We start from the raw sequence: 21,384 nt of genomic DNA on the forward strand, positions 1-21,384 counted from the left end.
CGTCGTGGCTCCTCCGAGATGGGGAGCCACGACTGCGTTTCACGATCCGGCACTGGCAGGACGGTCCTGACCTCCATTCCCGGAATTCTCCTTATGGACTCCATCGAACCTCTCGACGTCGAACGGGTGCGCCCACCCCACGGTGTCGAACCGGCCATGCTGTCCCTCATGCTGGCGACATTCACCATCGGCACCGGCGAATTCGCCATGATGGGTCTGCTGCCGGAATTCTCACACTCCCTGAACATCACCATTTCTCAGGCAAGCTGGGCTATTTCCGCCTATGCCATGGGCGTCGTCATCGGAGCGCCGCTGATTGCGATCCTGGGCGCGCGCCTGCCACGCCGCACGCTCCTGCTCTGCCTGTTATGCCTGTTCATCGCGGGCAATATTGGCAGCATCCTGATGCCCAGCTTTGCGGGCATCGAACTCATGCGCTTCATCACGGGCCTGCCTCACGGGGCTTTCTTTGGCGTTTCAGCGCTGATCGGCGCGTCAATGGTCGAGCGCGCCCGGCGCGGACGGGCGGTCGGACGGGTGCTGTCAGGCATCATGATTTCGACCGTTATCGGGTCGCCACTCTCGACCTATGCCGCCAATCACGTGGGATGGCGTGTGGCCTATGGCACGATCGCGGCTCTGGGCGCTCTGTGTTTTGTGGGGATCTGGTTCTTCGCACCGCGTGACAGGCCTCATCCGGGCGCAACCGCACTCACCGAACTCGGCGCGTTCAAACGCCCGCAGGTTCTGCTGACGCTGCTGACCAGCGCGGTCGGGTTTGGGGGGTTGTTCGGGATCTACACCTTTCTGACGACCGGACTGACGGAAGTGACGCAGCTTCCGGGTTGGCTCGTGGCTGTCTATCAGGTCGTATGGGGACTGGGCATGGTGGCGGGCAATGCGTTTGGCGGAGCCATGGTTGACCGCAGCATCGACCGGACGGTGATCGTCTCCTTCACGGGAAGCATTGTCTTCATGCTGGGCTTCTGGCTGCTGCTACCCTCGCCCTACGCCATGCTGCCAATCACCTTTCTGGTTCCAGCCGGAATCATCATGCTCTCCCCTGCCCTCCAGACCCGCCTGATGGAAGTCGCCGGAGATGCCCAGACGCTCGCCGCCTCACTCAACCATTCGGCGTTCAATCTCGCCAACGCCTTCGGAGCATGGTTGGGGGCGGTGCTGGTCAGTTCAGGGCTGGGGCTGGGGTCCGTTGGCTGGGGCGGAGCGCTGTTCTCGGCATTGGGACTGGTGATCTACGGGTTTACGATATGGCAGGCGCGGGCCTCCGCATCACGCGAAGCAGCCTGATCCCGAAGGCCACGCAGGTCGTGGCCAGTGCCAACGCCATACCGATCCAGAGGCCTTCCACACCAACATGCTGGTGGAAGGCCAGCCATCCTCCGAACACCAGCCCGACCAGACCATAACTCGCCATGGCAATCAGCATGGGCGTCACGGCATCTCCGCAGCCCCGAAGCGCACCGTTGAAGACGCATTGCAGACCATCTGCGATCTGGTAGAGCCCGGCGATCTTGAGAAGCGTTACGACAAGCGCCGTGGTTTCGGGGTCCGGCGCACGATTCGAGAAATAAAGCGGCAGGATCTTTTCAGGCCAGATCAGCAGCAGCGAGGATGTGGCCAAACTCCACATCAGAACGATGCCCATTCCGGTCAGAGCCGCGCGACGGCCCTGTTCCATACGCCCCGCTCCGCGCCAGTACGCCACGCGCACATTCGTCGCCTGACCGATCGCCAGACACACCATGAACAGCAGCGAACTGACATTGACCGCAACCTGATGCGCCGCAAGACTGGGCGTTCCGAGCTCACCGGCACGCAGACTGGTGATCTGGAACATCAGGATCTCGGCCGCAGCCCCCATCATCATCGGGCCGCCGAGCTTCAGCAGATCCTTCATGACAGCCCACTGCACAGGCGCTGGCTTCAGAACCGCCCTGACGCGCTCATGGGTCAGGCAGAGACCGAACAGAGCAAAACTGACGACCCAGCCCGTCAGGGTCGTGGCCGTTGCGGAACCATAAAGCCCCATGGCCGGAAGCCCAGCCCAGCCGTGGATCAGCGCCGCATTGGTCAGCCCATTGCAGACCGCCATTGCGGGCATGATCCAGAGCAGCAGTGTCTCAGCGCCGAGCGCTGGCAGCGCGACACGCAGAACGCCAATGACAGCCAGATCAGGCAGAAGTGACAACAGCAGAATATCAATGAAGCGGCTGCCATGTGTGATGACTTCCGCCGGTTCACCGATGGAAGTGAAGATGGTTTTCGAAAAAGCCAGCAGCAGGGCACACGGAACAAAAACCGCAATGGCGAGTACGAGCGTCGCGCTCATGACGCTGCGGCCGTCATGGGACGTGCGGCCATGATCTTCCGCGCCGCGCCCATGCGACAGAAGCACCCCTGCCCCACCGAGAATGGCCTGAAATGTCACCATTGTCGTGAAGAAGAACGTGCTGGACAGACCACCAATGGCCAGTTCCGTCACACCGAGCCCACCAAGCAGGACCGTATCCGTGACACCCATCGCCATTTCGGAGAGCTGCGACAGGGCCAGCGGCAGCGCAATTCGCACCAGCGTCAGGGCATGATTGCGTGGCGTTGTCGGGTCAGACGGCGGATGACTGGAAAAGGTGCTGCTCATGCCTCCCTAATACAGGCGTCAAACCTGCCGACAAGAGTAACAAGCCTGTTGCACCCAAACCAAGGCTGGCGCATTGATCGGCATATGGCCGATCCTGCTGCACACGTGCTCCGCCTGCACGATACCCATCTTCGCGAAAAGCGACCGTTCACGCCCCTCGATCCTGAGAATGTGCGCGTCTATTTCTGCGGACCGACCGTCTATGACCGCGCGCATCTGGGCAATCTGCGGGCCATGATGTGCGCGGATATCCTCATTCGCCTGCTACGGACGCTGTATCCGCGCGTCACTTACGTCCGCAACGTCACCGACGTGGACGACAAGATCAACGCACGCGCGAAAGAGAACGGCGAGGACATTTCCGCCTTGACCGAACGCACGACGCAGGCCTTTCATGAAGATCTCGCGTCACTCTTCATTCTGCCGCCCGATATCGAGCCCCGCGCGACCCATCATATCGACGATATGCTGGAGATGATCGCGCAGTTGATCGAAACCGGACATGCCTATGAAGCCGAAGGGCATGTACTGTTCGCAGTCCGCAGCTTCCCGTCCTATGGTGCGCTGTCCGGACGCTCGCTCGATGACATGATCGCGGGTGCCCGTGTTGAAGTCGCACCCTACAAGCGTGATCCGGGCGATTTCGTGCTGTGGAAGCCCTCCGAGCCGGAGCTGCCGGGCTGGGACAGCCCCTATGGGCGTGGACGACCGGGCTGGCATATCGAATGCTCGGCCATGTCACACCGTTATCTGGGTGAGAGCTTCGACATTCATGGCGGCGGCGACGACCTGCTGTTTCCGCATCATGAAAACGAACGTGCGCAGTCCATGTGCTGCCATCCGCATGGCAAATTCGCCACGCACTGGGTCCATAACGGGATGCTGCTGTCGAACGGCGAGAAAATGTCGAAATCGCTCGGCAATTTCTTCACGATCCGCGAAGTGCTGGACCGCTCGCCCGCAGAACCACTGCGCCTACTGTATCTGGGGGCGCAGTATCGCTCCACGCTGGATTTCAGCTGGGACAAGCTGGAGGAAGCCCGTCGGGTTCTGGACCGGCTGTACCGGGCGCTTGAGCGCGGCAATGCGCAGCCGGGTGCGGCTGTTCCGGCAGCGGTCATGGACGCATTGTGCGACGATCTGAACACGCCTTTGGCCATCGCCGCCCTTCACCCGCTGGCGGATGCCGCCATGCAGGGCGATCAGGACGCGGCCTCCAGCCTGCTGGCTGCCGGAAAAATGCTGGGTCTGTTCAATGTGACGCCCGCCGAGTGGTTCCAGTCCGGCGTGGATGCAGGTGCTATCGAAGCCCTAATTGAAGAACGTCTTGCGGCCCGCAAATCGCGTGATTTCGCCCGAGCCGATGCCATCCGCGCGCAGCTTGCTGCCGATGGTATCACCCTTGAAGACGGCCCCGGTGGCACAACATGGCGGAAGGCGTAACCATGACCGGACGTGACGGCGGGGCGGATATCGGCCCCCTTGGAGATTTTGATCCGGTTGTGATCCTTGTGCGCCCGCAGCTTGCCGAGAATATCGGCACGACGGCGCGCGCCATGGCGAATGGCGGCCTGTTCCATCTGCGGATCGTGGCCCCGCGCGACGGCTGGCCGCAGGAACGCGCTTGGTATGCGTCGTCGGGCGCGGACCGGATCTTGGACGCGGCTCAGGTGTTCGAGACGGTGGACGATGCCGTGGCCGACCTGCACCGCATTTTCGCGACGTGCCCGCGCCCGCGCCATGTGGTCAAGCCGGTCATGACCGCGCGAGGTGCCGCGGCCGAACTGCGCGTCGCCTCTACCCGCGGTCTGCGCACCGGCATCCTGTTCGGACCCGAACGCGCCGGTCTGGACAACGAGGATATGGCCCGCGCCGATACGTTGGTCCGCTATCCGCTCAACCCGAAATTCATGTCCCTCAACCTCGCACAGGCCGTGCTGATCATGGCCTATGAGTGGTTCCTGACCGAGGACATGACGCCACCACGCGAACTCATGACCAATGAGACGCATGTGGCGACGAAGGGGGAGATGGAGAATTTCATGTCCCATCTCATCCGCGATCTGGACGAGACCAATTTCCTTCGAAACGAGCAGAAACGCCCCGGCATGGTGCGGAACCTGCGTCATTTCTTCACCAGAGGCGAAGTCACGGAACAGGAGCTTCGCACCCTTCACGGCGTTGTCAGCGAACTGAGCAGCGCCCGCAGGAACAGGAGCTGACCCCATGATTCACTGGCGCCACCGGAAACGGATGCAAGCCCGACCTGATCCGGGGGCGCCAGAATCACAGCACGGACATCCCACCGTCGTCGAGACAGTCAACAGGATCCGGGCGCATGTTCTCGAAGAGAACGGCCGCAGCGACATCATCCGCACAGGTCTGGATTCCGGCGCTCTTGGAGACCTCTACCATACCCTGATGACCATGAGTTGGTTCATGTTCTTCTGGGCCTCGATCGGGCTGTATCTGGTGATCAATATCGGCTTTGCGCTGATGTATTACATCATCCCGCACAGCGTCAGCGGCATTCCGGACGGCGATTTCCTCGACGATATTTTCTTTAGCGTTCAAACGATTTCGACCGTCGGTTATGGCACCATGTCGCCCGTCGGACGCCTGACGAACACCATCGTGTCGTTCGAAGTGCTGGCGGGCATGATGCTGAACGCACTCGCCACCGGGCTGGTCTTCGCCCGCTTTTCACGCCCCCGCGCCCGCGTTCTGTTCAGTCATGTGGCGGTCGTCTCCTATGACGACGTAATCCCCACGCTCACGATCCGTATCGCCAACCAGCGCCGCACTCTGATCCTGTCCGCCAATATCGAGATGACGCTCACCCGCCTGATGCCGGACGAGCGCGGGCGTCTGGTCCGGCGTTTTGACCGCCTGACACTGGTGCAGTCCCACATGCCGATCTTCCGCATCAGCCTGAATGCCACGCATCTGATCGACGGCCAGAGCCCGCTTTATGGCCTGTCCGCAGAGACGCTGATTGATCAGAACGCGGAAATTATCATCACGATGGACGGAACGGACGAAATCTCATCCCAGACCGTTTTTGCCCGTCATGCCTATGAAATCGGACATGTGAAACACGGCTACCGTTTTTCGGATATGATCGCCAATCGTCCGGACGGGCGCGTGGAGGTCGATTTCCGTCGCTTCCATACGACCGAACCGGGCGATACGCCGCAAACGCCTGATCCTACCCCCTGACAGGAGACATCCCATGACGGATATCGTGACGGACGACAGACATGATTTCGGGACCGCGCTGCTGAAGGCCTCGGTCAGAAGCCATGGCGCCGAGCTGATCGCCTTGCATAACGGGACGGACGATCTGCTCTGGAACGCAGGACCGGCATGGCCGAGACAGTCGCCGGTCCTGTTTCCGATTATTGGCCGACTCCCAGAATACGAGATCACGCTTGATGGCACGCCCGTCCGGCTGAAACAGCACGGCTTAGCGCGGGACCGGGTCTTCCGCTGGATTGCACGGACACCCGAAGGCTGCACGCTGGAGTTGGTGGACGACGTCGAAAGCCATGCGATCTTCCCGTCCGCCTTCCGGCTGCGACTGGTCTATCTGATCGAGAACAACACCCTGCGCGTCTCGTATCATCTGCATAATCCGGACAGCACCAGCACGCTTCATGCCTCACTTGGCGCGCATCCGGCGTTCCGCTGGCCGCTGAAAGAGGGCGCAGCAAAAGACAGCTACAGGCTGGTTTTTGAATATGACGAGCCCCTGCCCGTCCGACGCATTGACGCTGACGGGCTGCTTTTGCCGGAAAAACAGCATACGCCGGTCCGGGACAACGTCCTTGCGCTGACGGATGCGCTTTTTGAAAAAGACGCGCTCATCATGGAGAAGCCCGAAAGCCGCTCCGTGGACATGGTCGGTCCGGACGGAGCGGGTATCCGGTTCGTCTGGGGCGGCTTCAAAGAACTTGGCCTGTGGACGAAACCCGGAGCCGATTTCCTGTGCATCGAGCCATGGTACGGCTATGCAACGCCGGTTGGCTTCAAGGGCGATTTTTCACAGAAACCCGGCCTGTTACATCTGAAGCCGGACGAAAGCTGGACGGCGTTCTGGTCCGTCAAGGCGATCTGAAAGATCAACCCCGTCGCGCTTCTCAACAAGCGCGACGGGGCAACAGGGTCAGGCCTGGATAGCGTCCCGCAGACGGGAAACCGTGCGCTCGCGCCCCATCAGGCCAAGCAGGACGTGCAGTTCCGGGCCTGCGTCTTCACCCGTCAGAGCCAGACGCAGCGGCATGAAGAGGGCGCGCCCCTTGCGGCCTGAAGCTTCCTTGAGCGTGTTGGTCCAGTCCTTCCAGGTGTCCTCGCCCCACGGCTCGGCGGGAAGGGTGTCGAGGGCCTGTTGAAGGAACTCGCGGTCTTCGGGCTGTGAGGGCGGGACGATCGTGCCGTGCACGACATCCCACCAGTGCGGGATTTCGGCGGAGAGGTCGACGTTTCCGCGCACGGCATTCCAGAACGTCTCGTCGGCTTCCGGCGGCAGATGCGCCTTTGCAGCCTCGAACGGCAGGCTGTGCAGCGCACGGCGGTTCAGAGCAAGAAGCTGCGTCATGTCGAACCGCGCGGCCGACTTGGAGACATGCGAGATGTCATAGGCCGCAATGGCCTCGTCCATCGTCATGACCTGCGGATCGTCAGACGATCCCACGCGAGCGAGATAGGAGACGATCGACATCGGCTCCAGCCCATCCTGACGCAGGGATTTCAGCGCAAGCGAGTCGAACCGCTTCGACAGCTTCCCGCCATCGGAATCCAGCAATAGAGGCAGATGCGCGAAGGTGAAGCGGTTGGGCTTCGCGCCCAGCGCCTCGGCGATATCGATCTGCACGCCGGTGTTGGTCACATGGTCTTCACCACGGACGATATGCGTGATGCCCAGATCCAGATCGTCGATCACGGAAGCCAGCGTGTAGAGGATTGTACCGTCCCCACGCACCAGAACCGGATCGGAAATGGCCGTCAGCTTGACCGAGCACTCGTCCATGACGAGGTCGTTCCATTTGCGGCTGCCATCGCTGAGGCGGAAGCGCCAGTGCGGGGTCTTGCCGTTGGCTTCGGCACGGGCACGCTGATCGGCCGTAAGCTTGAGCATGGCACGATCGTAGATCGGTGCCTTGCCGCAGCGGATACGGGCTTCGCGCTTGGCATTCAGCTCATATTCCGTCTCGAAGCACGGATAAAGACGGCCTGTTGCCTTCAGCTTTTCAATAACTTCGGCATAGCGGTCCAGCCGTTCGGACTGGCGGACGTACTCGTCCCATTTCAGCCCCAGCCAGGACAGGTCCTTGCCGATTGCCTCTTCATATTCGGGCTTACCCCGGCTGGTATCGGTATCGTCGATCCGCAGCAGGAATTTTGCGCCGTTATGGCGTGCGAAGAGGAAGTTGGCGACGGCAAGGCGCGCATTGCCAACATGCAGGTAACCGGTCGGGGACGGAGCGAAGCGCAGTTTCATGACGCCTTAATGCCGCATGATGCGCCGCGTTGCCAGAGCGGGTTTTTATGAAGGGCCATGCAAAAGAAGGGGAGAGCCCCCCTCCCTGCATCCGGTGTTCAGTGACGGATCACTTCGTGGCGGTTTTCGTCGTCGTCATCATCCGGCGGCCCAGCGATTTCCTCGTCATCGACAAGGCGACGCGGGTCAATGGCGCGCCAGTCACGCTCCATCGGGGTCGCACGGCTGGCCGCGAAGTCTTCGAGTTCCGTGGAGGACTTCCAGCCATCCTCGCCTGCGTCCACGACTTCGGCGTTTTCGCCGAAAGCGAACCAGTTCTCGATCACTTCCTTGCTGCTCGCACCCGGAGTGCGGCACCGCTCGATGCTGTCGCGGACGTAAGCGCGGGCATAGGCGTTGGCGTGCATCAGGTCGATGAAGTCCTTGACCACCTCGACCGTGTCATCCTCGCCTTCCGAAGCGCCGGACAGGTCGATGATGCGTACGCTCCACGTTCCCGTCTGCGGGTCGTTTTCCGGGGCGCCTTCGACAGGGTCAATCGTATCGTCGGTCATGAAATGTCCTTGGATGTCTCGTGGCTGTCACGGACCTTCTGGAGCAGGAACTCGCGTCCGAGTTTGACGCGGGGCTGCCCGTCATAGGCCACGATATCAGCCGTTGCATAGGTTTCGGACCAGCGGTCGGGAATGAAGGACCCGCTGCCGATCACGTCGATCGGGGCATGAGCGTCCCGCATCGTCGAACATTTGGCGACGTTGAAGCCAGAAGAGGCAACGATCCTGACATGATGGAAACCCGCATGGTCCAGAGCCTCCCTCATGCGCCAGATCGCCGCCGCCGACACGCCCGTTCCCACCAGATCGCGCAGTTCCTGATCGGAACGGTAGCGACGGATGGTGCCCGGCGTGTGACGCTCAAGCACACCATATGAGGTCTGGGGGTCCAGTCCTTCAAGGAAGCGCCCGCCATGCGTGTCCAGACGGACACTCAGATGGCCCTTCGCGGCGCGCTCGGGGAAACGGCGACAGACGGCGAGCGCATCCGTGATTTCCTGTCCGAAGTAATCCACCAGCACCGTTAGCGGATCGTTCGGATAGACCTCGTCATACATCTCCGCCGCACGCAGCGTGGAGCCTGCATATCCGATCAGGGCATGAGGCATCGTGCCCAGACCGGCATCAAGACCGAAGAAACCAGCCGTGGCGTCATTGGCATTGCCGATGAAGCCACGTGCCCCTTCCTTGCGGGCCGCGCGGGAGCCGACGCCCGCCGCATAGGCCATCTGTTCCTGCATCTCAAAACCCGCGCAGTGCCGGGCGTCCATGGCGAGGAACGGAATGGAGGGGAGCGCCATGGCCATCTGATAGGCGTTATGGGCTGCCACGCAGGTCGAGCCGATCCGCTGGAGCACCAGCGTTTCCAGCGGCGCCAGACGACTGAAACTGCCGGTCAGGTACAGCAGCGGCTCGCCCGCACCGACCCATTCGCCTTCGGCATACATTTCCCGGCATTCAAGGTCGAAGCCCTGTGCCTCCGCCACGTTCTTCAACCACTGCGTGACCAGACCGCACGCCGCAATCACCGGGCGGCGGATGAACACCGCATAGGTGACGCGGGAATCCCCGAAATGCTCCACGATATGGCGCGTTCGCCCGAAATAGGCGTCCGTCCGCGCTTCGATGGTTGTCTCGTCCAGCGGGCCGAGAGTGCCAAGCGCGCGCCGGAGCGCGGCTTGTGGAGTATTCTGGGGATCGGAAGCGGTCATTATTTCTTTCCTGCTCGTCCCGTCAATTCCTGAGCAAGAAGGAAGGCCATTTCAAGGGACTGTTCCGCATTAAGGCGCGGATCACAGAATGTTTCATAGCGACCCGCCAGATCGTCTTCGGTGAGGCACTGGGCTCCACCGATGCATTCCGTGACGTCCTGACCCGTCATTTCAAGATGGATCCCGCCCGGACGACGGCCTGCGGCCTCGAAAACGTCGAAGAAGCCAAGCACTTCGCCAAGGATGTTGTCGAAAGAGCGCGTCTTGATCTTGCTGGACGTGGTCGTGGTGTTGCCATGCATCGGATCGCACAGCCAAGTCACGGTGCGGCCCGTGCGGTTTACGGCATCGAGCAGCGGCGGCAGATGCTCACGCACCTTGTCCTTGCCCATACGCGAGATCAGCGTGATGCGACCGGCCTCGTCATTCGGGTTCAGGATTTCGAGCAGCTTTTCGAGATCCGCAACCGTCGTGGTCGGGCCGACCTTGATGCCGATCGGGTTCTGCACGCCGCGCAGGAATTCGACATGCGCGCCGTCCGGCTGACGGGTGCGATCGCCGATCCACAGGAAATGCGCCGAGCAGTCGTAATAGGCACCGCTCGTGCTGTCCACGCGGGTCAGAGCCTGTTCGTACGGCAGCAGCAACGCCTCGTGAGACGTGTAGAACTCCGTCTCGTCGATCTGCGAGGCCGAACCGTCAAACCCGCAGGCGCGCAGGAAGGACAACGTCTCGTCGATGCGGTGGGCCAGATCCTGATAACGCGCGGCGAGCGGAGAACGCTCCACAAAGCCCAGATTCCAGCTATGAACCTGATGCAGATTCGCATAACCGCCATGCGCGAAAGCACGAAGCAGGTTCATCACGCCGGCGGACTGGAAATATCCGGTCTCCATACGGCGCGGATCAGGAATACGGGCTTCGGGCGTGAATTCGGGGCCATTGATGATGTCACCGCGATAGCACGGCAGCGTCACGCCATCGATCGTCTCTGTATTGGACGAGCGCGGCTTGGCATACTGCCCGGCCATACGGCCGATTTTCACGACCGGCACCTTGGCAGCGAATGTCAGGACCACAGCCATCTGGAGCAGGACGCGGAACGTGTCGCGCACGATGTCAGCCGTGAACTCGTCGAAGCTCTCGGCACAAGCGCCGCCCTGAAGGACAAAAGCCTCACCACGCGATGCTGCGGCCAGACGGGTCTTGAGGCGACGGGCTTCCCCCGCAAAAACCAGCGGTGGATATCGATGCAGACGAGCTTCGACAGCAGCAAGCGCCGCTTCATCCGCATAGGATGGAGCCTGGACGATGGGGCGGGAACGCCAGCTTGCAGGAGACCAGGACATCGTGTTGGTGGACGTCGGGGTCTGGCTCGAGGGGTGCATCAAATGCCCTCCGGAAGGATGTGAATGCAGGAGTTGCGGGGGGCTGGTTATGGCTGAAAAAGCGCGACGTTGATAGCGCGAAACGTCAGATTGTATCGCATGGCACCTGTCTGTGGATGGAATGTTTCGCGAATGCGGGAGACCCCGTGCCACGCAAAGCGCGATGCCCCACCCCAGACCACGACATCGCCATCCAGAAGTTCGATGATGCGCCTGGGCTCATTCCGTGTGAGGCCACCGAACGAAAAGCGTGCCGGGATACCAAGGGAAACCGACACGACCGGCGCTTCCGGCTGCCCCTCGTCACGGTCCTGATGCAGCCCCATGCCCGCTCCCGGCGCATAGCGATTGATGAGGCAGGAGGCGGGATCGAAGCCGTCATATCTCGCTTCCGCTGCCGCCCGGACAGCAAAATGACGAAGTACGTCCGGCATGGCTGGCCAGAACAGGCCGGTCTGTGGATCAGTTCGGGTGTAGCGATATCCCGATGGATCGGCAGTCCAGCCACAGGCTCCGCAGGAGGTCATGGCGGCGGACATCGCTCCCATGCGCGTGCGAAAATGCCGGAAGGGCGCGATGGCGCTCACATCCACAATGGCCTGATGGAGCGCAGAAGCATCCGGCAGTGCAAAGCCGGGCAACCACACCGCGCCCTCCGCCAGAACGGTTCTGGGACGCAGAGACGCGAAAAGATCCTCCATCAACCTCTCTCCGAACGGCGATAAAATTTCCCGAATTTCGGCATGACCCTGCATATGGGAACGTTGCACAGGAAAAGAACTCTTGAACCCGGCTCAAAGCAGGCCGATTATAAAACGATATGCCGCCTTGCCGATGAATGTCAGACCATGACGTTATCAGAACTCTGCAAGGCAGTTTTGTTGTCATGATCGGCCAAGGACTGGATCACATGTTGTCCTCTTCCCGTTTCTTCTGCCACGCCCTGCTGGCGACTGCCCTGGTGGCAGGGGCGGCACAGGCCCAGACCGCGACGTTCGGTCAGCCTTATGCCTCCGGCACGACCCTTCCCGTGCAGCCGAATCAGGGGCAGACGGACGCCAAGCAGCAGGCCACGACAGGCGGCGAGCATTTCCGGGCACGCGGCCATCGCAAGCCGCCTCCGGGCTATTCCGATACGCCTTCCAACGATTTCGAGCATGGTCCGGACCCGGACCATGAGGCGGGTGTGGAACGTGATTCCGTAACGGGCGCAAACCTCTCCAAGTTCGGATCGTCCTATCAAGGTAGTAACAATACGCAGTCCGGCCAGCTCGGCGACGCCACCGGCAACGGCTATGTCGCGCCGCGCGGAAACGGCTGGTAAGACACGCAACCAAAACCCCGGCAGCAAGTTCTGATCCCCGTATGACTTCCTTCGAGGATCAGAACCATGCCGTATATCACCGCCACTGATGGAACGAGCCTGCACGTCAAGGACATGGGGGCAGGCAAGCCTGTCGTCCTGATTCATGGCTGGCCCCTCACCGGGGACATGTGGGAAAAACAGACGCTTGCACTGGTGGAGGCGGGTTATCGCGTCATCACCTATGACCGGCGCGGCTTCGGCCAGTCCGGCCACCCGATCGACTGCTACGACTACGATACATTTGCCGACGATCTGGCGGTCATTCTCGAACAGCTCGATCTGTGGGATGCGACGCTGGTCGGCTTCTCCATGGGCGGCGGCGAAGTCGCCCGCTATCTGAGCCGACATGGTCGTTCACGCATTTCCAAAACCGTCCTGCTCTCGTCCGTCGTGCCGTTCCTGCTCAAGACGTCCGACAATCCTAAAGGCGTGGACATTGCCGTGCTCGACGGCATCAAGCAGAAAATCCGTCAGGACCGTTTTGGCTTCCTGAAAGATTTCATTCCAGACTTCTACGGCGTCAGCATGATCCATCACCCCGTCAGTCAGGGCGTGCTGGACTGGTCTTTCCTGCTGGCCAGCATGGCTAGCCCGATGGCCACACTGGACTGCGTGGATGCTTGGGGCACGACCGATTTCCGTCCGGATCTTCAGGCCTTTACCGTCCCGACGCTGGTGATCCATGGGACAGCTGATTCAACCGTTCCGGCGGAAATCTCCGGCGAGAAAGCCGCAGCGGCCATTCCGGGTTCGACCTGGATTTCTTATGAAGGCGCCCCGCACGGACTTTTCCTGACCCATGCCGAGCGGGTGAACGAGGATCTGCTCCGCTTCCTCGCCGCACCCTGAGACGCTTCAGAACGCGCCTTTGAGAAACGCCCTGCTGACCGGCATTTCAGTCCGCACGATCAGCAGGGAACCAATGGCCAGAACCAGATCGTGGCGGATCGACGGGTCCTGTGACTGTCGCTCCAGCGCATAAAGCTCGTCGAGTGTTGGGTCGATGGTTGCTGTCGTATGCGTCAGAGGCAGCTTGCGGCGGGATAGGTTGCGGACCAGCCCGTCCACTGCAGCCACCGCCGTGTCAGGCAGGCTTCCGTGCTGCGCGAGTTTACGCAGCATCAGTACGTTTCGTCCGACCGTCAGCACCGAAAGCGTTCCGCGCAACATGGCCTCTGCCCGATCGCTGGACAGAGAGCCTGCAAAGCGCACGGCGCGCTCCATGCTCTGCGTGCCTTCGTTGATCCAGACATATTCGTCCATCACGACACCCGGCAGCGCCAGACGTCGCAGGCTGCGCTTGAGCTGATAGCGCAGGACTTCGCCCGCACGAGCGGGCGTAAACGGCAGGATGGCACGGAAGATCACCACACCCGCTCCAAGGCCCAGCAGCAGGGCAATGGTGGTATTGAACCAGCCGAGTTCGTTGATACGTCCCTGATTGTCCATTCCCAGCAGGAATGGAAAAAACGTCCCATAGGATGCCGCCATGACCGCCGTGGACGGATTGCGGGCGGCCAGACCGCCTATCATCATAAAGAAGCCAACCACGAGGCAGAAGAACGGATAATTCGCCGTAACCGGCATAACGATAAAGACCGGGATGATGCTTCCCAGAGCCGCGAAAACCGCACCGTAGAAAAATGCGGAACTCAACAGCACGGTGTTCTCGAAGGTTGCAAAACGCGCGCAGACCACGGCGATAAAGGTCAGAAACACGCTACCCTGCGGCCATGCCGTGACTTCCCAGACATAGGCCCCGAACAGCAACGCCACGGTCGTGCGGATGCCGTTGCGCATGGAGGCCCGCCAGTCCGGGTTGCGGGTCAGGCGATGCCGTTCGGACACCGGTGCCCCATCCACGCTGGCCCGATAGGAGCGCAGGGTCTCGCACAGATCGGACAGCATGACTTCCACGCCCGTGAGGATGATGCCCTCGTTCAGGGAATCCTCGTCGTCGCGGGGCAGAACCGTCTGCATGCGCCCCCGACATTCCGCCAGAAGGGCCTCGGCCTGCATCAGGGCACCGATTCCGCGACGGTCCGTCACCAGACGCTCCGGCAAGCCGTCCAGAGCATTGGCCATGTTTTCCAGAAACGGCCGCAGAGCTTCAGGCTGATGCGTCACGGACGTCATGCGGGTGCGCAGACCCAGTCCACGCGACAGAACACGCGCAACCAATCCGAGCGTGACATAGGCGTGCTCGACTTCGTTGCCTTCGCTGCGGATCTCGATGCGGCTGAATTCGATCTGATCGCTGGAGGCCTGAAGAGACCCCAGCAGCGCGGACAGGTCATCCGTCGCGCCGGTTTTCTGGCGCAGGACAGCCGTCAGCGCCGGAATGGCGCGGGTAAGGATGGCCTGAAGACGATTGCGCAGTTCTTCACGCGCACGCCCAGCGACATTGGGCAGCGCGATCATACCCATCGCCGTCTCGCAGATCACGCCGAGGAAAATATAGGTTCCCCTCGCCATCGCGATGTTGAAGACGTGGTCCGGTTCCTTCACCGCGCCCAGCGCAATGATGGTGCAGGTATAGCCCGCAAGCACGAGCGCATAACCACGGAAGTTGTGTGTCAGCGTGGCAAGGCCCGCGCACAGCCCGACCCAGATGGCAAGGGCCGGCAGGAACAGCCACGGCGATTGCGGGAAAGCCGCCATGAGCACAATCGCCATCACCATCCCGATGACGGTGCCGACCAGACGCCAGCGCCCTTTGGAAATACTCTCCCCGCGCGAATTCTGGGCGACGATCCAGACGGTCATGGCGGCCCATTGCGGCTCACCGAGTTCCATCCACAGCGCGATCGCCAGCGCCAGAAGCGAGGCGACCGTGGTGCGGAGGGCGAACATGACGGACGTGATGGACGGGGCAAACAGCCAGCCAAACTTCATGCCCGGTCTTGCCCTTCAGAAATTTTGTGACGGCCCGATTGCCGGGCCTCCGTGAGACCAGTACGCGCCGTCATGATATGTCAGCCTGCTTTTCGGGGAACGTGGCGTGTGAGGCTTCGCATGGTCACGAATTCCTCCGCGCTGGTGGGGTGCAGGCCAATCGTGCGATCGAAATCCCGCTTTGTCAGCTTTGCCGTAATCGCAATGGCCAGGCCCTGAATGATTTCCGGCGCATCCGGGCCGATCATGTGAGCGCCAAGCACGATCTGGCTCTTTGCGTCCACGACGAGCTTCATCAGGGTCTTGCCCTTGCGGCCTGAAAGCGTCTGGCGCATCGGCGTGAAGCTGGATGTGTAGATATCCACGTCATGGCTCTGTACGGCGTCTTCTTCGCTCAGACCCACCGTGGCAAGCGGCTGGGAGAAGAACACAGCCTTGGGCGTCGTGGCGAAAGACCACTCCCGGCCCGGTTCGCCAAACAGCCGCTCGGCGAGGATATGACCTTCGGCAATGGCGGTCGGCGTAAGATTGTAGGTGTCCGTCACGTCACCGATGGCATAGATGCCGGGCACGTTGGTGGTCGCATCGTCAGGTTTGGCCGGAATACGGCCGTCCCATGTGGCCACACCCGCATTATCGAGCTTGAGCGGGGCCAGATTGGGATGACGGCCCGTCGCCATGAAGACGCAGTCCGTCTCGATGATCTCGCCGCCTTCAAGATGCAGACGGAAAATTTCGCCGACCTTCTCGATCCGCTCCGGCGAGCGTCCGGGATGCGCTTTGATGCCGTTCAGTGGCAGCAGTTCGGAGAGATGGGCGCGCAGTTCGTTGTCGAACCCGCGCAGAGGGTGCGACTGGCGGAACACCAGATCGACCTTCGACCCCAGCCCTGCAAAAATCCCGGCAAATTCTAGGCCAATATAGCCGCTGCCGATCACGGCGACGCGCTCGGGGCGGTCCGCCAGATGGAAGGCATCGTCCGAGACAATGGCGTGTTCGGCGCCGGGAATATTCAGGCGCGTGGGCGTGGAGCCCGTGGCGATGACGATGTTCTTTGCCCGGACACGCTGGACGGGCGCGTCCGGTGCGAGCTCGGACGGGCCGATTTCGACCGTATGGGCGTCCACGAAACTGGCATCGCCCGTAAACAGCGTCACGCCCGCCTTTTCCAGCATCGACACATAGATGCGGTTGAGGCGCTCGATCTCGCGGTCCTTAGCGCTGATCAGCGTGGACCAGTCATGCGCGACCGGTGCGACGTCCCATCCATAGGACGGGGCATCGGCGATTTCGCGGCCATAATCGGCCGCATAGACCATCAGTTTCTTGGGCACACAGCCCAGATTGACGCAGGTTCCGCCCCAGTGACGGCGCTCCGCAATCGCGATGCGCGCTCCGTTCTGGGCGGCAATGCGCGCGCAGCGCACTCCGCCCGAACCGGCACCAATAACGAACAGATCAAAATCCTGCATCATCCTGGCCTTTCGTACCCTGTTTGAAACCTCAGCGCTCGGCGAAGGCCTTCTCAACGACATACGAACCCTGATGGCTCATATTGCCCTCTTCAAAACCCATACGCTCCAGCAGGGCTTCGGTGTCGGCCAGCATTTCCGGCGAACCGCAGATCATGACACGGTCATGTTCGGGGTCCAGCTTGTCGATGCCCAGATCCTCGAAGATCTTGCCCGTCTCGATCAGCTTGGTGATGCGATCGGTCACGGCGTAATCTTCGCGGGTTACAGCCGGGTAGTAGCGCAGCTTGCCGGCAACGAACTCACCGAGGAACTCATGCTGCGGCAGTTCGTGGCGGATGTGGTTCTCGTAGGCCAGTTCGCCCGAAATGCGGACGGTGTGGCTGAGAATCACGTTTTCATAGCGCTCATAGGCCTCAGGGTCCTTGATGAGGCTCATGAACGGCGCCAGACCCGTTCCCGTGGACAGGAAATACAGGTTGCGGCCCGGCTTGAGGTTGTCGAGCAGCAGTGTGCCAACCGGCTTGCGGCCGATCAGAACCGTATCACCAACCTTCACATGGCGCAGACGCGAGGTCAGCGGGCCATCGGGGACAGCGATGGAGAGGAACTCCATGTTGTCTTCGTAATTGGCGGACGCGATTGAGTAGGCGCGCAGGAGCGGCTTGCCCTCGACTTCGATACCGATCATCGCGAACTGGCCGTTCTCGAAGCGCAGACCGGGATCGCGCGTCGTGGTGAAGCTGAACAGACGGTCCGTCCAGTGATGGACCGTCAGCACCTTGGCCGGATACAGATGCGCGTATTCCTTGCTTGGCTCGGCAAGACGATACTGCTTCGGATGGCCTTCGAACGGCACCAGGCCGGTCAGGGGCTCGTCGATCTCGGGCGTGGGGGCGGCAAAAGTCGGGTTAGACATGTCTGGTTCTGTCTCCGATGCGGAACGGATAACAGGTCTCGGACCTGATAAGGGTCGGGTCTTTTAGCCCAATCGTCACCGCTCGGGAAACCCATGTGCGTTGAAGCGCATGCCGGAATGACGCACAAGACTCTTATGACAGACGACTCCATGCCGGACGCCCCTCTTTCCGACACTCTCTCTCCGGCCGAACGCGCCCTTGCGCGGGCCGAGGCTGAATTCGGAACTTCGCTCGAGATTACATCGCGCGAGCGCCCTGCCCTGCTGCGTCAGGTTGCGCGCCGGCTTGAAGGCCCGGAGGCAAGCCTGTCCCATGAAGGGTTGATCGAGGCGCTGTGCGTTGTGCGCCGCAAGACCTGGGCATCCCAGCTCATGAATCTGTGTCGCAGGGCCGGTGAAGTCTGGGTCAGCAAAGCCGACACGCAGGACGCGGCGGCCCGCACCCATGACCCCCGCGCCGACATGCCTGCCCTGCGCCGGACACTGGACGACGTCCTGATGACGCGCTGGCAGGAGATGGGCGATTCTCCGCGCGCCGTTCTGGAGGATGTCCGCGCCGATCTGGCCGATACCGGGCTAATCCTGTCGAGTGGTCAGCTTGAAAAGCTCTCACAGAGCATTGCCAGCGCCTTCGGCAGCGTCGATCTGGGCTTTGAGGACGATCTGCGGATTGCGGAAGAACGCCGCGCCCGTGAACAGGCCGACATTCAGGCCCGTGCCGAAGAACGCAGGGCACGCGAACTGGAACGCCTGCGGCAGTGGGAAGAGGGACTCGTCAGCTTCGACGACCTGCCCGGCGTTCTGCACTGCTCCCGCCGCGAGGCCCTGCGCTGGGTTGCGGAAAACCGGATTCCCGTTGCGCGCCGCGAAACGCGACCGGACGGAATCGAGCTGTTCTTTTTCGATCCCACAGAACTCAAGCGCCTTCGGACGTTCCTGCCGCAATGGCGTAGCGGAACGAAAGACCGGCCGGAAGTTCTGGATCTGGGCAACAAGGCGGGCAATGCGGCCATTGCCCGTGTCGCGGCGCTGGACCGGTTCGCGGCTCATTTCCGCACGGCGCGTGCGCTGAAACGGCGCATCACGCTCGTGACCGGGCCGACGAACTCCGGCAAGTCCTACACAGCCCTCAATGCGCTGGCGAATGCCGAGAGCGGTCTGGCGCTCGCGCCCCTGCGCCTGCTCGCCCATGAATTCCGCGAGTCCCTGCTTTCGCGCGGCGTTCCGGCATCCCTGTCCACGGGCGAGGAGCGGATCGAAATGCCCGGCGCACGCCATCTGGCGGCGACGGTCGAGATGTGTCCGTTCCACAATCCGGTGGATGTCGCGATCATCGACGAAGCGCAGATGCTCGCCGATCCGGACCGTGGGGCCGCCTGGACGGCGGCCATCATGGGTGTCCCGGCACGGCATGTCTTCATCCTCGGCGCGCCGGACTGCATCCCTCTGGTCAAGCGCATCGCCGAGCTTTGCGACGATCCGGTGGATGAGATCCATCTCGAACGCAAAAGCCCGCTCAAAGCGGGTGAGACGCTGCATCTCGATGAACTCAAGCCCAGCGACGCTGTCATCGCCTTTTCGCGCCGCGAAGTGCTGGATCTGCGCGCCGAGCTCATGGCGCGCGGGCGTCGCGTAGCCGTGGTGTATGGCGCTCTGAGCCCGGAAGTCCGGCGTGCGGAAGCAGCCCGGTTCAACAATGGCGAGGCCGATATCCTTATTGCGACGGATGCGATCGGCATGGGCCTAAACCTGTCCATCCGCCGGGTCGTGTTTAGTGCGCTGCGCAAATTCGACGGACGTCAGACGCGCGATCTGGTCTCGCAGGAAGTCAAACAGATCGGCGGGCGGGCCGGGCGTTACGGCAAGCATGAAAACGGGCTGGTCTGCGTGCTCGCCGGGGCGGGCAGCCCGACCTTCGTCAAAAAGATGCTCAGCGCGCCACCTGAAGTCGTGACGGAACTCCGCCCACTGGTTCAGCCAGATTCGGATATCGTCCGGGCCGTTGCCGAAGAAATTGCCAGCGACAGTCTTTATGGCGTTCTGACGCGCATCAAACATGCCGTTCTGCGTGCGGATGATCCGAACTACCGCCTCGCCGACATGGAACAGGCGCTGGAAATCGCGGCCGCTCTGGAAGGCGTGGAAAACCTCGATCTTTCGACACGTTGGACCTACGCCATGTGCCCGATCGACGAGCGAGACAACGGGATTCAGCGTCTTGTCCAATGGGCCGCGGATCATGCAGCGGGACGTCCGGTTCCGCCGCCGGGCACAGGGCGGCTGCCGCATCCAGAGCAGGCGGGGCGTGAGGAACTGGAGCGGGCCGAGAAGCGGCACAAACGGCTGGTGGCTTGGCGCTGGCTCGCTTTGCGCTTCCCGGACGCTTATCCCGCCCGTCAGGACGCGGAAATCAACACGTCCATTCTCAATGACTGGATCGAACAGGTTCTGCGGACCCAGAGCCGGATGCGCGAGAGCCAGAAGCAGCAGCGTATCGGTGAGCGTCCGGGGCGCGGCGGCGGGAAGTCTGGAGACAGAAGCTCTTTTTCGGGTTCGAAAAAGCCAGGGTCTCACTCGGGAGGCCGGACGTTCCCTGCGAAAGGCGGCAAGCGTCCCGGCAGTACACGCAGACGACCCTCGTAACAGGGCACTGGCCTGACGAAAGTCAGGCCGTTTCCACTCAGGCCGACTTAGGCGGACGGGGAGTTTTTGCGCTCTGGCCTTCGCTGTGACGCACGCGCCGCTCGATCCATTTCTGGGCCTGTAGCTTGATGAGCGGATCAAGCTGCCGGTAGAGGGCAAGCATCGTGTCTTCATCTGGCGTCAGGGTTGCCTGGATCGCCTTGTAGGCCATACCCGTCAGCAGAACTTCGGGCTCCACGCCCAGAACTTCGGCCAGACCGCCCAGATGCTTTCCCACATGGCCTGAGCGGCCTGTTTCCCAGAAAGCCACGGCCGAGCGCGAAATCCCGACTTTTTCAGCCAGCTGGTTCTGGCTCAGCCCGGCCATTTCCCGCAAAAGCCGAATACGACGCCCAAGCTCTAGCCCGGGGGAAAGCTGTGCTTGTGGAATGGCATCTTTGGTCAATACGGCCTCCGTTTCTCTAATCCATGCCTTGTATGCCGCTTCGGAAGTCTGCGTCGGAACAAGCGACTTTCCTTCTGTTCTGAAGCAGACGCGCCCCGCGGCAAGCGTCACAATTTCGCGCACTTCGCGCACTGTTCGGTCAGATGCGGAATAAGACGTCCATTTCTGCCCGAGACCGAGCTGAAGTGCCGTTTTCATGTCTAAACCTCCAGACTGATGACAGTGGCGCGATCCATCCTGCGCCCGTTCTGAGACAGAAATTCTCCGCCTGTCAGAGTTTTCGCGTCATCAGCGAAAAGCTCTGTCTGCTCGATCCATTTGGAAGATAGCGG

At 61.6% G+C, this 21,384-nt stretch carries 18 protein-coding genes; 8 read left to right on the forward strand and 10 right to left on the reverse strand.

Going from position 1 to position 21,384, the window contains the following annotated elements:
• The first annotated feature begins 93 nt into the window (after positions 1-93).
• A complete protein-coding gene (locus tag HKD28_RS01660) occupies positions 94-1,308 on the forward strand; it encodes an MFS transporter (RefSeq protein ID WP_194266600.1) in 1,215 nt (404 codons plus the stop codon).
• Here the strand turns inward: HKD28_RS01660 and HKD28_RS01665 are convergent.
• A complete protein-coding gene (locus HKD28_RS01665; RefSeq protein WP_194266601.1) occupies positions 1,262-2,659 on the reverse strand; it encodes an MATE family efflux transporter in 1,398 nt (465 codons plus the stop codon). The two genes, HKD28_RS01660 and HKD28_RS01665, sit on opposite strands and share 47 nt — an antisense overlap.
• 84 nt (positions 2,660-2,743) lie before the next feature.
• Here HKD28_RS01665 and cysS point away from each other — a divergent pair, with 84 nt between their 5' ends.
• From cysS to HKD28_RS01685, 4 genes are read left to right on the forward strand one after another with little or no spacing between them, the layout of a single operon-like run.
• A complete protein-coding gene (gene cysS / locus HKD28_RS01670; protein WP_194266602.1) occupies positions 2,744-4,102 on the forward strand; it encodes a cysteine--tRNA ligase in 1,359 nt (452 codons plus the stop codon).
• Positions 4,103-4,104: 2 nt separating this feature from the next.
• Positions 4,105-4,881, forward strand: a complete 777-nt coding sequence (locus tag HKD28_RS01675; protein WP_099285569.1) for an RNA methyltransferase — start codon at positions 4,105-4,107, stop codon at positions 4,879-4,881.
• A 4-nt stretch (positions 4,882-4,885) separates the two neighbouring features.
• Positions 4,886-5,878, forward strand: a complete 993-nt coding sequence (locus tag HKD28_RS01680; protein ID WP_194261599.1) for an ion channel — start codon at positions 4,886-4,888, stop codon at positions 5,876-5,878.
• A gap of 13 nt (positions 5,879-5,891) precedes the next feature.
• The gene (locus HKD28_RS01685; RefSeq protein WP_194266603.1) at positions 5,892-6,776 is read left to right on the forward strand and encodes an aldose 1-epimerase family protein; all 885 of its coding nucleotides are present in this window, start codon (positions 5,892-5,894) and stop codon (positions 6,774-6,776) included.
• A 48-nt stretch (positions 6,777-6,824) separates the two neighbouring features.
• Here HKD28_RS01685 and gltX read toward each other — a convergent pair whose 3' ends face one another.
• The 5 genes from gltX to alkB all read right to left on the reverse strand — a co-directional run bounded on the left by gltX (position 6,825) and on the right by alkB (position 12,013).
• Complete coding sequence (gene gltX / locus HKD28_RS01690; RefSeq protein WP_194266604.1) at positions 6,825-8,159, reverse strand: glutamate--tRNA ligase; 1,335 nt, start codon at positions 8,157-8,159, stop codon at positions 6,825-6,827.
• Between the two features lie 98 nt (positions 8,160-8,257).
• A complete protein-coding gene (locus HKD28_RS01695) occupies positions 8,258-8,713 on the reverse strand; it encodes a hypothetical protein (protein WP_194266605.1) in 456 nt (151 codons plus the stop codon).
• The gene (locus HKD28_RS01700; protein WP_194266606.1) at positions 8,710-9,924 is read right to left on the reverse strand and encodes a nicotinate phosphoribosyltransferase; all 1,215 of its coding nucleotides are present in this window, start codon (positions 9,922-9,924) and stop codon (positions 8,710-8,712) included. Before HKD28_RS01700 ends, HKD28_RS01695 begins: the two co-directional genes overlap by 4 nt.
• Entirely contained in the window at positions 9,924-11,312 is a 1,389-nt protein-coding gene (locus HKD28_RS01705; RefSeq protein ID WP_194266801.1) for a class II 3-deoxy-7-phosphoheptulonate synthase, read from the reverse strand. Before HKD28_RS01705 ends, HKD28_RS01700 begins: the two co-directional genes overlap by 1 nt.
• 47 nt (positions 11,313-11,359) lie before the next feature.
• Entirely contained in the window at positions 11,360-12,013 is a 654-nt protein-coding gene (gene alkB / locus HKD28_RS01710) for a DNA oxidative demethylase AlkB (RefSeq protein WP_194266607.1), read from the reverse strand.
• Positions 12,014-12,222: 209 nt separating this feature from the next.
• Here alkB and HKD28_RS01715 point away from each other — a divergent pair, with 209 nt between their 5' ends.
• On the forward strand, positions 12,223-12,636 hold the full coding sequence (locus tag HKD28_RS01715) for a hypothetical protein (protein WP_174694200.1): 414 nt from the start codon (positions 12,223-12,225) through the stop codon (positions 12,634-12,636).
• A gap of 66 nt (positions 12,637-12,702) precedes the next feature.
• Complete coding sequence (locus tag HKD28_RS01720; RefSeq protein ID WP_194266608.1) at positions 12,703-13,527, forward strand: alpha/beta fold hydrolase; 825 nt, start codon at positions 12,703-12,705, stop codon at positions 13,525-13,527.
• Between the two features lie 6 nt (positions 13,528-13,533).
• Here HKD28_RS01720 and HKD28_RS01725 read toward each other — a convergent pair whose 3' ends face one another.
• The 3 genes from HKD28_RS01725 to HKD28_RS01735 all read right to left on the reverse strand — a co-directional run bounded on the left by HKD28_RS01725 (position 13,534) and on the right by HKD28_RS01735 (position 17,964).
• Positions 13,534-15,573 carry an FUSC family protein gene (locus HKD28_RS01725; protein WP_194266609.1) on the reverse strand — a complete coding sequence of 680 codons (2,040 nt, stop codon included), beginning with the start codon at positions 15,571-15,573 and terminating at the stop codon, positions 13,534-13,536.
• 80 nt (positions 15,574-15,653) lie between these two features.
• A complete protein-coding gene (gorA, locus tag HKD28_RS01730; protein WP_194266610.1) occupies positions 15,654-17,048 on the reverse strand; it encodes a glutathione-disulfide reductase in 1,395 nt (464 codons plus the stop codon).
• 28 nt (positions 17,049-17,076) lie between these two features.
• Entirely contained in the window at positions 17,077-17,964 is an 888-nt protein-coding gene (locus HKD28_RS01735) for a ferredoxin--NADP reductase (protein WP_099285400.1), read from the reverse strand.
• Between the two features lie 150 nt (positions 17,965-18,114).
• On the opposite strand from HKD28_RS01735, the gene HKD28_RS01740 reads away from it, so the two are divergent.
• The gene (locus tag HKD28_RS01740; protein WP_194266802.1) at positions 18,115-20,607 is read left to right on the forward strand and encodes a helicase-related protein; all 2,493 of its coding nucleotides are present in this window, start codon (positions 18,115-18,117) and stop codon (positions 20,605-20,607) included.
• Between the two features lie 37 nt (positions 20,608-20,644).
• Here the strand turns inward: HKD28_RS01740 and HKD28_RS01745 are convergent, their stop codons facing one another.
• On the reverse strand, positions 20,645-21,250 hold the full coding sequence (locus tag HKD28_RS01745; RefSeq protein ID WP_194261607.1) for a helix-turn-helix domain-containing protein: 606 nt from the start codon (positions 21,248-21,250) through the stop codon (positions 20,645-20,647).
• Positions 21,251-21,384: the final 134 nt, after the last annotated feature.

Origin of the sequence: Gluconobacter cadivus (assembly GCF_015244745.1) — a bacterium.
In the GTDB taxonomy this organism is placed as follows: domain Bacteria; phylum Pseudomonadota; class Alphaproteobacteria; order Acetobacterales; family Acetobacteraceae; genus Gluconobacter; species Gluconobacter cadivus.